The following is a 12,154-nucleotide window of genomic DNA, read 5'->3' as shown; positions in this document are numbered from 1 at the left end:
CGAGAACCACGTACAGCAAAGGAAGAACCCATGAAGGTGGAGCTGGAAGCCGACAAGTGCGTCGCCTCCGGGCAGTGCGTACTGGCCGCGATGGACGTCTTCGACCAGGACGACGACGGGATCGCGGTCCTGCTGGAGGAGACGCCCGGACCCGAACTCCTCGACGACGTCCGGGAAGCCGTCGCGGTCTGCCCGGCCGCCGCGATCCGACTGGTCGAGCAGTGAACCGGATCGTCGTCGTCGGAGCTTCGGCCGCCGGACTCGCGGCGGTCGAGACGCTCCGCCGCGAGGGTTACGACGGCACGCTGACCCTGGTGGGCGACGAGCCCCTCGCCCCGTACGACCGTCCGCCGCTGTCCAAGCAGCTCCTGGCGAGCGAGTGGGAGCCCGAGCGGCTCGACCTGCGCCCCGCCGACGACCTGGCTGCCCTCGGCCTCGACCTGCGCCTCGGCGTGGCCGCGACCGGCCTCGAACTGGCCGAGCGCACCGTGCGGTTGGCCGACGGGAGCGAGGTGCCGTACGACGGACTGATCGTGGCCACCGGGGTGCGGCCGCGGCGGCTGCCCGGCGAGGGCGCTCATGTGCTGCGCACCCTCGACGACGCGCTGACCCTGCGCGACCGGCTCGGCCCGGGGCTGCGGCTGGTCGTGGTCGGCGCCGGGTTCCTCGGCGCGGAGGCCGCCGCGGTGGCCTGGCGGCTCGGTGCCAAGGTGACCCTCCTCGAACCGGCGCCGGTGCCGATGGCCCACGCCGTCGGAACCGAGGTCGGCGCGATGCTCACCGCCGCCCATGTGGAGCGGGGCGTGGACCTGCGCTGCGGGACCGGTGTGAGCGAGGTGACCGAGGACGGGGTGCGGCTCGCCGACGGCCAGGTGATCGAGGCCGACGAGGTGCTCGTCGCCATCGGCTCACTGCCCAACACCGAGTGGCTGGAGGGCAGCGGACTCAGCGTCGGCGACGGCGTGGTGTGCGACGAGTACTGCGAGGCGGCGCGGAACGTGTACGCCGCCGGTGACGTCGCCCGCTGGTACAACCCGCTGTTCGGCACCTCGATGCGGATCGAGCACCGCACCAACGCCGCCGAACAGGGCATGGCCGCCGCCCGCAACCTGCTGCGCCCCGCCGGCCGCAAGCCGTTCGCGCCCGTGCCGTACTTCTGGTCCGACCAGTACGACATGAAGATCCAGGCGTACGGCTATCTGCGCGGCCACGACGAAGTCGCCGTCGTGGACGGAGACCTGTCCGAGCGCAGGTTCGTCGCCGCGTACCGCACCGGCGACCGGGTGACCGGCGCCCTCGCGGTCGGCATGCCGCCCAAGGCCATCCGGACCTGGCGGCAGGCGATCGCGGCCGGCGCGGCCTGGGACGAGGCCGTACGCACCGAGGCCTCCCCGACGGGGGCCTGAAGCAAGGAGGTTGTCCATGGCGGGTCTTCCGTACGGCGCACGCGACGACGTGGTCGTGGTCGTCGGGGCGGGCGGGATCGGAACGGCGGTGGCCCGCCGTATCGGCAGCGGCCGCACGCTGTTCCTCGCCGACGCCTCCCGCGGTCAGCTCGACCGGACCGTCACCGCGTTGCGCGCCGAGGGGTACGCGGCGCAGGGCACGGTGATGGACGTGTGCGAGCGCGCGTCGGTGCGGAAGCTCGCCGAGGCGGCCGCGGCCGAGGGCCGGATCGCGGCCGTCGTGCACACCGCGGGCGTGTGCGCGGCGATCGCCTCAGCGAGCACCAACTTCCTGGTGAACATGGTCGGGACGGCCCATGTGCTCGACGAGTTCCAGGCCGTCGCCACCCGCGGCACCGCACTCGTCTGTCTCACGGCCGTCGCCGGCCACTACGGCTCCCTGAGCCCGGACGAGGAGACCGCCCTGGCCACGGTGGGCACGGAGGAACTCCTCGCGCTCGACATCGTCGCCCGGGTCGGGGACGACGCGGTGCCCGCGTACATCGTGTCCAACCGCGCCGCCCAGATCCGGGCCCAGGCCGCGGCCCTCGCCTGGAGCCTGCGCGGCGCCCGGGTCAACACCGTCAGCGTCGGTGTCGTGTCCACCGCGATGGCACGGGCCGAGTCCGGCTCGGTGTACGGCGAGCACGTCGGGAAGTCCCTCGACGCCTGCGGCGCCGGCCGCGCCGCCACCCCGACGGAGATCGCCGACGCGGTCGCCTTCCTCACCGGCCCCGAGTCGTCCTACCTCACCGGCACCGACCTGGTCGTCGACGGCGGCCTCACCGCGTGGATGCGCTGGCACTGACCCGGGGCGACGTACGAACGCCGTACTTCCTTCGCAGTACGAGGGCTGAACGTACGCAGTAGATTACTTGAGTTACGCAACAAGATGGTAAAGTGGATGCATGTCCACTCCACCGCTCCCCGAGATCCCCGACACCCCGGCGTCCGACGAGGTCATCGAGATCGAGCGCGCGCTCACCCGCATCACCTACCTGAGCACCCGGGCCCGTCAGCACGACCGTCTGATGGCGCTGGCCGGGGTGCCGCTGGACCGGGCGGCCGTGGCGCTGCTGCGGCAGGTCGCCGACTCGGAGCCGCTGCGACCGGGGGAGCTCGCCACCCGGCTCGGTGTGGAGGCCTCGCACGTCACCCGCACCGTGCAGCAACTGCAGAAGACCGGGTACGTCACCCGCGTCCCCGACCCCGACGACCGCCGCGCCCAGCGCATCCAGCTGACCGAGGCGGGCCGGCAGGCCATAGACCGCGTCCGTGACGCCGGCGCCCGCGGCATGCAGGTGGCGCTGTCCGACTGGACGCCCGAGGAACTCGGCCAGCTGGCCACCCTCTTCCACCGCATGGTCGACGACTTCCTCGCCCACGCCATCGACGACGAGACCGAACAGACCGTCGCCCCGGCGGCCACCGCCTGACTCAGGCCGACGCCCTGCGGGAACACGGCCGGGGTGCGGGCGCCTGCCCGACGGGAGGGACGGGCTCCCGCAGACCGACCAGCAGGAGCCGGCCCAGGACGGGCAGCACGATCAACGGGAGCAGGGCAGTCGCGTCGGCCAGGGCCCCGACGGCCGGTGCGGCGACCCCGCCGACGCTCACCACGAGGCATGTGCACGACGAGCACCAGATCGTGTACGCCGGCACGGGCGTCCTCGCCGTCACCACCGACGCCGGCACCTGATTCGCCTCCGGCACCGCGCCCTGTGCATCCCCGCCGGCACCGTGCACGCCCACCGCGCCCCTGCGCATGCTCGCCGACGACACCCCCTTCACGACCGTCGCCCACCGCTGCGGCTGGTCCTCCGCGAGCGCCTTCATCGACGTCTTCCGCCGTTCCTTCGGCTACACGCCCGGCACCCACAACCGCCGTTCCTGACAAGCGGACAGGGCGCCGTACGGGCTGCTTGTACCGTCCAGTAATATCGCGCGGCAGGCCCACCGGAGGAGGAACCGTTGACCCGGTCCGAACGCTCGCCCCTGTTGCTCGCCGGCCTGCTGGCCACCGCGGGTGTCGCCCACTTCGCCTCACCCCGCCCCTTCGACGCGACCGTCCCGAGCGCCCTGCCGGGCACGCCCAGGACATGGACGTACGCCAGCGGAGCCGCCGAACTCGCCCTCGCCGCCGGCATCGCACTGCCCCGCACCCGCAAGGCGGCGGCGCTCGCGGCGGCCGCGTTCTTCGTCGGCGTGTTCCCCGCCAACGTCAAGATGGCCGTCGACTGGCGCCACCGCCCCGCGCCGCTCAAGGCCGCCGCCATCGGCCGGCTGCCGCTGCAACTGCCCCTCGTCCTGTGGGCCCGCAGCGTCGCCCGTGGCGGGGAGGCGCAGGCATGAGCGAGAAGGTGAACGTCGGCGACCGGATCGACGACTTCGAGCTGCCGGACGAGACCGGCGCCCCGCGCACCCTGTCCGGACTGCTCGCCGACGGACCCGTCGTGCTGTTCTTCTACCCGGCCGCCCTGAGCGCCGGCTGCACCGCGGAGGCCTGCCACTTCCGCGATCTGGCCGCCGAGTTCGCGGCCGTCGGCGCCCGCCCGGTGGGCATCAGCGGCGACTCGGTGGAACGCCAGCAGGAGTTCGCCGGCAAGCACACCCTCGGCATGCCGCTGCTGTCGGACGCCGACGGGACGATCCGGGAGCGGTTCGGCGTCAAGCGCGGCTTCACCCTGGCGCCCACCAAGCGGGCCACCTTCGTCATAGGCCGCGATCGCACGATCCTCGAGGTCGTCCGCAGCGAGTTGCGCATGAACACCCACGCCGACCGGGCGCTCGCCGCGCTCAGGGCCGCACAGAAGTGACGGGCGCGAAACGGAGGGCCTCGCCGGTCCTCCGTTTCGGTTGTATCGGTGCGACAAAAGCACCATCCTGAGGGATATGGAGCACGCCTCCGCCGTGGCGATCGTCGATGCCCAGGGCATCGTGACGGGGTGGAGCGAGGGCGCCCGGCAGCTGACGGGACACCCGGCCGAAGAGGTCGTGGGACACCCGGTGCGGGAGCTGCTCGCCGAGGAACCGCCGTCAGAGGCCGTCGCGGCCCTGCACGGCACCGCCGCACTGCGCCACCGCGACGGTTCGACCGTCACGCTCAGGCTGCGGGCCTGCGCCCTGCAGGGCCCGGGCGGGGAACCGGCCGGTTACACCGTCACCGTCGAGCCGCCGCAGGACCACGCCTCGCTGCTGGCCGGGCAGGCCTTCCAGCAGGCCTCCATGTCCATGTCGGTCTTCGACACCCGGCAGCGCTATCTGCGCCTCAACGACGTCGCCTGCCGCGTGATGGGCGTACCCGAGGAGGCCCTGCTCGGCCGGCACTTCCCGGACTCCGTCGAGGACGCCGAGTACAACCGCGGCTTCCTGGCCAACCTGCGCCAAGTGGCCGAGACCGGGCTGTCGGTCCGCTACGAGAGCTTCGCGGGCGCGCCCTCACTCAACCGGGAGCACGCCTGGAGCATCGAGATGTGGCCCCTGAAGGACGCCGCCACGGGTGAGACGACGGCCGTCGCACTGGCCGCGTTCGACAGCACCGAGCAGTACTGGGCCCGCCGGCGCCTGGCCCTGCTGAACGAGGCCGCCGCGTCCATCGGCACCAGCCTCGACGTGGTGCGCACGGCGGAGGAACTGGTCGAGCTGCTCGCGCCCGGATACGCCGACTTCGCCAGCGTCGACCTGCTCGACTGGGTGCTTGGCGCGGACGAGCGGCCCGCGCTGCCGGGCGCCGACATCACGCTGCGCCGCGTCGCCCACGGCTCCGGCACCGAGGGCACGCCCGAGGCCGCCGTGCGCGTCGGCGAGACGGACGTCTACCCCGCCTTCACGCCGCCCGCGAAGGCCCTGCGGACCGGGCGTGCCGTCCTCAGCCAGGCGGGCGAGCCGGACTTCGTGCGCTGGGTCGCCGAACGCAACGCCCGGGCCCCGGAAGGCCGCCGCCACCGCACCGGCGCCCACTCGGTGCTGGCGGTGCCGCTGCGGGCCCGCGGCACCACGCTCGGTGTCATGGTCTGCGTCCGCATCGGCAATCCGGACGACTACGGCACGGACGACGCCGTCCTCGGCGAGGAACTCGCCAGCCGCGCCGCCGTCTGCATCGACAACGCCCGCCGCTTCGCCCGCGAACGCACCACCGCCCTGGCCCTCCAGCACAGCCTCCTGCCCAGGGGACTGCCCGGCCAGGCCGCCGTCGAGGTGGCCCACCGCTACCTGCCCTCCGGATCGCTGGCCGGCATCGGCGGCGACTGGTTCGACGTGATCCCGCTCTCCGGCAGCCGCGTCGCCCTGGTCGTCGGAGACGTCGTCGGGCACGGCATCCCGTCCTCGGCGACCATGGGCCGCCTGTGCACGGCGGTGCGCACCCTCGCCGACGTCGACCTGCCGCCGGACGAACTGCTCACCCACCTCGACGACCTGGTCACCCACCTCGCCTCCGACGACGCCGACGAGGTCGCCGAGCTCGGCGCCACCTGCCTCTACGCCGTCTACGACCCCGTCTCCAGTCGCCTGACCATGGCCGCGGCCGGCCACCCGCCGCCCGCGCTGCTGCTGCCCGACGGCACCGCGAGCCTCGTACCGATGACAGCGGGACCCCCGCTCGGCGTGGGCGGCCTGCCCTTCGAGGCCACCGAGCTCGAACTGCCCGAGGGCGCGGTCGTGGCGCTCTACACCGACGGCCTGATCGAGGACCGCGACCGCGACGTCGACCACGCGACCGACGAGCTGTGCCGCGCCCTGACCGCACCCGCCGACACCCTCGACACCCTGTGCGACACAGTGCTGAAGGCCGTACTCCCGGAGGAGCCGAGCGACGACGTGGCGCTGCTGCTGGCCCGCACCCGGGCGCTGGGCGCGGACCAGGTCGCCACCTGGGACATCACCCCGGACCCGGAACGGGTCGCCGCCGCCCGGCAGGCCGCCACCGAACAGCTCACCGCCTGGGGCCTGGACGAGGCCGCGTTCGTCACCGAACTGGTCGTCAGCGAACTGGTCACCAACGCCATCCGGTACGGCGCACCCCCCGTCCAGCTGCGGCTGATCCGCGACCGCACCCTCATCTGCGAGGTCTCCGACGGCAGTTCCACCTCACCGCATCTGCGCCGCGCCCACGCCTTCGACGAGGGCGGCCGCGGGCTGCTGCTGGTGGCCCAGCTCACCCAGCGCTGGGGTAGCCGGCAGACCGGCAGCGGCAAGACGATCTGGGCCGAACAGCCGCTGCCGCCGGGGTGATCACTGGAAGGAGCAGCCCGGGTTCGGGACGTCCTCCGAGTACGGCGCGCCGTGCGGCAGGATGTACAGCACGTCCAGGACCAGCGGCGTGTCGCCCTCGTTGCGGCCGAGGTGAACGTCGCTCGGCCCGCCCGGCTCACGGACGACGGTGCCCGTCTTGTACACGCCGTCCTGCTTGCAGTCGGCGTGGTAGTGGGTGAGCGTGCCCTGCTGGACGAAGCCGTAGACGGGTCCGTCGTGGTAGTGCCAGCCGGTCGCCTGGCCCGGCGGAACGGTGATCTCCCGCACCACGTAGTCGGTGTCCCCGACGGTGGTCACGCTGATCAGCTTGGCGGTCACCCCCGGCCCGGCCGGAGTGGCACCGGCGGTGCCGCAGGTCAGGACGGTGCCGGTGACGATCGCACCGACGGCGGCGGTACGGAGCGCGTTGCGCATGCGGAGAGGCCTCCCGGGACGAGGAGCGAAGATCGCCTACGGCCGTGAACATAGAGGCCCGCGAGGCCTGTTGGGGCCGGAACGCCTCAATCCGTGCCGGGACACGGCGAGTTCACCCGGAAGACGCCCCGCCGTCCGCGGCGACCTGGGCGAGCGTACGGCCGCTGGTGACCGAGCGCGCCCGGCGCGGATCCGGCGTCCCGTGACCGTGCGCCCCGCCGCCGGCTTTCACCAGCAGCCAGGCCTCCTCCCGGTCACCGTCCTCGCCGCCGCGGAACCGGGTGAGCGCGTACTCGCCGCGCAGCTTCGACCCCTTGAGCCGGAACCGCGCGTGCCCGCGCTCCAGGGACTCCTCGAACCCGACGGGCCGCCCCTTGCGGTCATGGCTCAGCGGCTCATAGGTGCCGTGGTCCCACACGATCACGGCACCGCCGCCGTACTCGCCCTCCGGAATGACGCCCTCGAACTCCTCGTACTCCAGCGGATGGTCCTCCGTGGGCACGGCGAGCCGCTTGTCGTGCGGATCGCCCGAGGGGCCCTTCGGGATCGACCACGACTTCAGTACGTCACCCACCTGGAGCCGGAAGTCGAAGTGCAGGGTGCTCGCGTCATGGATCTGCACGACGAACCGGGGTTCCTCGCCGGGAGCCCCCGGCCGGCCCTCCGGCTCCCCGGTCCGCCCGAAGTCCCGCTTGCCGCGGTACTCCCGCAGCCGGTCCTGTCCGCTCACCTCGCGCTCCCTCCGTTCCGCGCGGGCCCCGGGTACCCCGGTGGGCCGCTCAGAACTCCTCGTGCACCACCGGGTCCCCGCCGAGGCGGCGATGCGCGCGGTCGGAGACGGCCCGCAGCTGGGCCGGGCCGAGCTCGAAGCCGAAGATGTCGAGGTTCTGCCGCTGGCGCTCGGGGTTGGACGACTTCGGGATGGGGACCGCGCCGAGCTGGGTGTGCCAGCGCAGGACGACCTGCCCGGGCGTCACCCCGAAGGCCTCGGCGATGCTGACGATCACGGGGTCCTCCAGCAGGCTGGAGCCACGACCCAGCGGGCTCCAGCTCTCGGTGACGATGCCCTTGGCCGCGTGGAACTCCCGCAGCTCCTGCTGCGGGAAGAGCGGGTGCAGCTCGATCTGGTTGACCGACGGCAGTTCCCCGGTCTCCTTCTCCAGCCGCTCGATGTGCTCGACGGTGAAGTTGGAGACGCCGATCGAGCGGACCAGCCCGTCCTCCCGGAGCTTGATCATCGCCCGCCACGAGTCGACGTACTTGTCGACGCGGGGGAGCGGCCAGTGGATCAGATACAGGTCCACGTACTCCAGGCCGAGCCGGCGCCGGGACTCCTCGAAGGACGCGAGGGTCTCCTCGTAACCGTGATGGCGGCCCGGGAGCTTCGTCGTCACGACGACCTCCTCGCGCGGGACGCCGCCGCGGGCGATGCCGAGGCCCACTCCGTCCTCGTTGCGGTAGTTGGCGGCCGTGTCGACCAGGCGGTAGCCCAGGCCCAGTGCCTCGGCCACGGCGCGTTCCGCCTCCGCGTCGCTCATCGGCCAGGTGCCCAGGCCGATGGCGGGGAGCCGCGTGCCGTCGTTGAGCGTGTGCGTCGGGATGCTGACCACGGTGGGACCTTTCCCTCGACTGTGCCGTACCCCCAGCCTCACGGATAGGGTGAGTCCTGATCAAACGCACAGGTGGGGGATGAGGACAGCGGACGGCATGAGCGGCACCGAGGAGAAGCAGCCGACGGGATCCGGGCGCCCCACGTCCCGCGACGTCGCCCGGCTGGCCGGGGTCTCGCACACCGCGGTCTCCTTCGTCTTCAACGGACGCGCCGACGGCAACCTCTCGCCCGCCACCCAGGAACGCATCCGGCAGGCCGCCGCCCGGCTCGGCTACCGCCCCGACCCCGTCGCCCGCGGCCTGCGCAGCCGCCGTACGGCGGTGATCGGCCTGGTCACCGACGAGATCGCCTCCTCGCCGTTCGCCGGCCGGCTGCTGCGCGGCGCCATGGAGACCGCCTGGGGCAGCGAGCACCTCGTCCTGACCGTCGACTCCGGCGGCGACCCCGCCAAGGAGGACGCCGCCGTCGCCGAACTCCTCGACCGCCGCGTGGACGGCATCATCTACGCCGCGATGTCGCTCCGCCGGGTCCGTGTGCCCGAGGGCCTGCACCGCACCCACTCCGTCCTCGCCAACTGCCTGCCCGAGGACGACTCCCTGCCCGCCGTCGTCCCCGCCGAGCGGGCCGGGGGCCGTACGGCGGCCAGGCTGCTCCTGGAGGAGGGGCACCGCCGGGTCGCCATGATCGGCGGCCAGGACGACATCGCCTCCGTGGAGCGGCTGCGCGGCTTCCGTGACGCCCTGCGCGCCGAGGGCGTCACGGTCCCCAAGGACTGGGTCCTGCGCACCGGCGGTGAGATCTCCGGCGGCTACGAGGGTGCGATGCGCGTCCTCGACGGCGCGCCCGCGGACCGGCGCCCGACCGGCGTCTTCTGCTACAACGACCGGGTCGCGGCGGGCGTCCTGCACGCCGCGACCCGGCTCGGCATCGACGTCCCCGCCGACCTCTCGGTGGTGGGCTACGACGACCAGGAGCACATGGCCGCCTACCTCAACCCGCCCCTCACGACGGTCGCCCTCCCGCACCGGGCGATGGGCGAGGCGGCGGCCCGCCTGCTGCTCGATTCCATCGACACCGGCCGCACCCCCGCCGCCACCACGCGGCGCATCGCCTGCCCGGTGATCAGCCGGGCATCCGTGGGGCCGGTTCCCACCCGGTGATCACGCGGGTGCCGGTGAGACCGATCCGGTGATCACTCGGCCGTCCGGGTGATCAGCTCCCACCCGGTGACCCCGCCCGCGAGCCCGGTCACCTCCAGCTCCGCCACGTCGTCCGGCCGGCGGTAGACCCGCTCGGTGACCGTGACCCGGTCGTCGACGAACAGCTCCACCAGTGAACCGTCGACCAGCACCCGCACCTCCTCGGCCGGCGCCCGCACCACGATCGGCGCCGACCCGTCGGGCCGCGACCTCGGCCAGTCACCGCGGTCCAGGGTCACCGTGCCCTCGTCCGGGTCGAGCACGACCGTCAGTTCCGCCCCGGAGGCGGACCGCAGCAGACGCACGGTGGTACGGCCGCGCGCGGTGACCGTCATGTCGTACGACCGCGGGAGCGGAAGCGGGCCGCGGGGCGCCGAGACGAACGGCTCGGGCGCGCGCAGGAGTTCGAGCTCCGGAGCCGGTACGACGCGCAGCGTGCCGTCGGGACGCGTGTCCACGACCCTCGGCGCGGTGAGGACCCCTGCCCACCCGGCGCCGTCGACCTCGCTCTGCTCCCGCGCTTCCCAGGACCAGCCCCACATCAGCGCCCGGTCCGGTTCCTGGAGCACCGCGGGGGCGTAGAAGTCCCGCCCGTGGTCCAGCAGGCCGCCGGTGCGCGCCTCGAAGCTCAACCCGCCGTCGGCTGACGGGTGCAGACGTCCCGTCAGATAGCCGGTGTGGCACGGGTGTCCGTCCCACAGCGACAGCACGAGCACCCACTCACCACCGGCCGTCGCGAACAGCTGCGGGCACTCCCAGCCGACCGCCTTGTCGCCGAACACATCCGCGGCGACAGGGTCGTTGCCGTCGAGGAGAACCCCGGCGAACCGCCAGTCGGTCAGCTCGTCGCAGTCGTACAGCAGGACGGACGGCGTTCCGTCCGCGTGCCCCGCTCCGACAACCGCCCATCGCCGCCCGCCACTTCGGAACACGAACGGGTCGCGGAACATCGTCACGTCCAGGCCGGCGGGCGGACCGGGCAGCACGGGTGCGGGCAGCGGCTTCCAGTCGGTGAGGGTCTCGTCGTCCGGGACGACCGCGCGGGCCAGGCAGATCGTGCCGAGGCCGGTGTGGTGGCGGTCGACGCCGGTGTACACGGCCGTCGGCACGCCGTCGTCGTCGACCACGCAGCCCGACCAGCAGCCCGCCTCGTCCGGGCCGCCGGGCGTCGGGGTGAGCGCGATCGGATGGTGCTCCCAGTGTGCGAGGTCCGGGCTGGAGACATGGCCCCAGTGGACGTTCGCGTGCACCGGCGCCTCAGGGTTGTGCTGGTGGAAGAGGTGGTAGCGGTCCCGCCAACGGAACGGCCCGTTGGGGTCGTTGACCCAGCCTGCGGGCGGACGGACCCTGAAGCGCGGTGCGTTGGGGTCGTGGCTCAACGGTTGACTCCTGCGGACGTGATGCCCTCGCGCAGAGGGCGCTGGCCGACGACGAACACGGCGACGGCGGGGAGCATGGACAGGACGACACCGGCGAGGACCACCGAGATGGAGCCGGTGCCCAGGTTGCCCTGGAGGGAGACGAGGCCCAGCGGCAGCGTGTAGTTCTGGCCGGAGGTCTCCAGGATCAGCGGGCGGAAGAACTCGTTCCAGTGGTAGTTGAAGGCCAGTACGCCGACGATCGCGAGGCCGGGCGCGGCCAGCGGCGCGTACACCGAGCGGAAGATCCGCCACGGCCCGGCGCCGTCCAGCATGGCCGCCTCGCCCAGGTCCTTGGGCATGCCCAGGAAGTACTGGCGCATCAGGAAGGTGCCGAACGCGGTCGGGAAGGCCGGAACGATCAGGCCGAGCAGGGTGTCGGTCAGGCCCATCGACTTCAGGACCAGGAACACCGGGACGATCGTGACCTGCAGCGGCACCATCATCGTGGCCAGCACCAGCCCGAACAGGGGCTTCTTGAAACGGAATTCGAGGCGTGCGAAGGCGTAACCGGCAAGCCCCGCGGTGACCATCTGGCCGACCGCGATCAGCGCGGTCACCAGCGTCGAGTTGAGGGCGAGCAGCCACACGTCGATCTGGTCGAAGACCCCGCGATAGGCCTCGGTCGTGGGATGCGTCGGGATGATCTTCGGGGGCAGGTCGAAGGACTGGGCCGGGGTGCGCAGCGAGGTGGAGACGGTCCAGATGACCGGACCGAGGGTCAGCAGCGCGCACACGGCCAGCGCGACGATCCGGGCCCAGGGCCCGAGCGAGTACCGGGCGCGGCTCAGGGACAGGCTTGCTTGGCTCAAG

14 protein-coding genes and 1 pseudogene are annotated in these 12,154 nt (G+C 72.9%); 9 read left to right on the top strand and 6 right to left on the bottom strand.

Annotation, left to right across the window (positions count from 1 at the left end):
• The first annotated feature begins 30 nt into the window (after positions 1-30).
• From MQP27_RS21860 to MQP27_RS21845, 4 genes are all read left to right on the top strand, one after another.
• The gene (locus MQP27_RS21860) at positions 31-225 is read left to right on the top strand and encodes a ferredoxin (protein ID WP_242766982.1); all 195 of its coding nucleotides are present in this window, start codon (positions 31-33) and stop codon (positions 223-225) included.
• On the top strand, positions 222-1,406 hold the full coding sequence (locus tag MQP27_RS21855; RefSeq protein ID WP_242766981.1) for an NAD(P)/FAD-dependent oxidoreductase: 1,185 nt from the start codon (positions 222-224) through the stop codon (positions 1,404-1,406). The genes MQP27_RS21860 and MQP27_RS21855 overlap by 4 nt, the downstream gene beginning before the upstream one ends.
• A 16-nt stretch (positions 1,407-1,422) precedes the next feature.
• Positions 1,423-2,253: an SDR family oxidoreductase gene (locus MQP27_RS21850; RefSeq protein ID WP_242766980.1), complete on the top strand. Its 831-nt coding sequence runs from the start codon at positions 1,423-1,425 to the stop codon at positions 2,251-2,253.
• Between the two features lie 100 nt (positions 2,254-2,353).
• Positions 2,354-2,881 (top strand): MarR family winged helix-turn-helix transcriptional regulator, encoded by a 528-nt coding sequence (locus MQP27_RS21845; protein WP_242766979.1) that lies wholly within the window; start codon positions 2,354-2,356, stop codon positions 2,879-2,881.
• Position 2,882: 1 nt separating this feature from the next.
• On the opposite strand, the gene MQP27_RS51715 is transcribed toward MQP27_RS21845, so the two are convergent.
• Positions 2,883-3,212 carry a hypothetical protein gene (locus tag MQP27_RS51715; protein WP_372511269.1) on the bottom strand — a complete coding sequence of 110 codons (330 nt, stop codon included), beginning with the start codon at positions 3,210-3,212 and terminating at the stop codon, positions 2,883-2,885.
• Here MQP27_RS51715 and MQP27_RS51710 point away from each other — a divergent pair.
• The 4 genes and pseudogenes from MQP27_RS51710 to MQP27_RS21820 form a co-directional block, all read left to right on the top strand.
• Positions 3,205-3,339 (top strand): annotated as a pseudogene (locus tag MQP27_RS51710) (helix-turn-helix domain-containing protein); the annotation flags it as partial. The gene MQP27_RS51715 and the pseudogene MQP27_RS51710 sit on opposite strands and share 8 nt — an antisense overlap.
• A gap of 77 nt (positions 3,340-3,416) precedes the next feature.
• A complete protein-coding gene (locus MQP27_RS21830) occupies positions 3,417-3,797 on the top strand; it encodes a DoxX family protein (RefSeq protein ID WP_242766978.1) in 381 nt (126 codons plus the stop codon).
• Positions 3,794-4,261, top strand: coding sequence for a peroxiredoxin (locus MQP27_RS21825; RefSeq protein WP_278196340.1), 468 nt, complete (start codon positions 3,794-3,796; stop codon positions 4,259-4,261). Before MQP27_RS21830 ends, MQP27_RS21825 begins: the two co-directional genes overlap by 4 nt.
• Positions 4,262-4,337: 76 nt before the next feature.
• Complete coding sequence (locus MQP27_RS21820; protein ID WP_242766977.1) at positions 4,338-6,677, top strand: SpoIIE family protein phosphatase; 2,340 nt, start codon at positions 4,338-4,340, stop codon at positions 6,675-6,677.
• Here MQP27_RS21820 and MQP27_RS21815 read toward each other — a convergent pair whose 3' ends face one another.
• The 3 genes from MQP27_RS21815 to MQP27_RS21805 form a co-directional block, all read right to left on the bottom strand.
• On the bottom strand, positions 6,678-7,112 hold the full coding sequence (locus MQP27_RS21815; protein ID WP_242766976.1) for a cupin domain-containing protein: 435 nt from the start codon (positions 7,110-7,112) through the stop codon (positions 6,678-6,680).
• Positions 7,113-7,224: 112 nt separating this feature from the next.
• Positions 7,225-7,842: a DNA polymerase ligase N-terminal domain-containing protein gene (locus MQP27_RS21810; protein WP_242766975.1), complete on the bottom strand. Its 618-nt coding sequence runs from the start codon at positions 7,840-7,842 to the stop codon at positions 7,225-7,227.
• Positions 7,843-7,891: 49 nt separating this feature from the next.
• Positions 7,892-8,722, bottom strand: a complete 831-nt coding sequence (locus tag MQP27_RS21805; protein ID WP_242766974.1) for an aldo/keto reductase — start codon at positions 8,720-8,722, stop codon at positions 7,892-7,894.
• Positions 8,723-8,819: 97 nt separating this feature from the next.
• Here MQP27_RS21805 and MQP27_RS21800 point away from each other — a divergent pair, with 97 nt between their 5' ends.
• Complete coding sequence (locus MQP27_RS21800; protein WP_242766973.1) at positions 8,820-9,884, top strand: LacI family DNA-binding transcriptional regulator; 1,065 nt, start codon at positions 8,820-8,822, stop codon at positions 9,882-9,884.
• Between the two features lie 32 nt (positions 9,885-9,916).
• Here MQP27_RS21800 and MQP27_RS21795 read toward each other — a convergent pair whose 3' ends face one another.
• Together MQP27_RS21795 and MQP27_RS21790 are read right to left on the bottom strand one after the other, a co-directional pair.
• Positions 9,917-11,302: a glycoside hydrolase family 32 protein gene (locus MQP27_RS21795; RefSeq protein ID WP_242766972.1), complete on the bottom strand. Its 1,386-nt coding sequence runs from the start codon at positions 11,300-11,302 to the stop codon at positions 9,917-9,919.
• Positions 11,299-12,153 carry a carbohydrate ABC transporter permease gene (locus MQP27_RS21790; RefSeq protein ID WP_242766971.1) on the bottom strand — a complete coding sequence of 285 codons (855 nt, stop codon included), beginning with the start codon at positions 12,151-12,153 and terminating at the stop codon, positions 11,299-11,301. Before MQP27_RS21790 ends, MQP27_RS21795 begins: the two co-directional genes overlap by 4 nt.
• Position 12,154 lies beyond the last annotated feature (1 nt).

Source organism: Streptomyces cylindrosporus, from assembly GCF_022698165.1.
Lineage (GTDB): Bacteria > Actinomycetota > Actinomycetes > Streptomycetales > Streptomycetaceae > Streptomyces > Streptomyces cylindrosporus.
The sequence above is the reverse complement of the archived record's forward strand: the minus strand, read 5'-3'. Positions and strand labels throughout refer to the sequence as shown.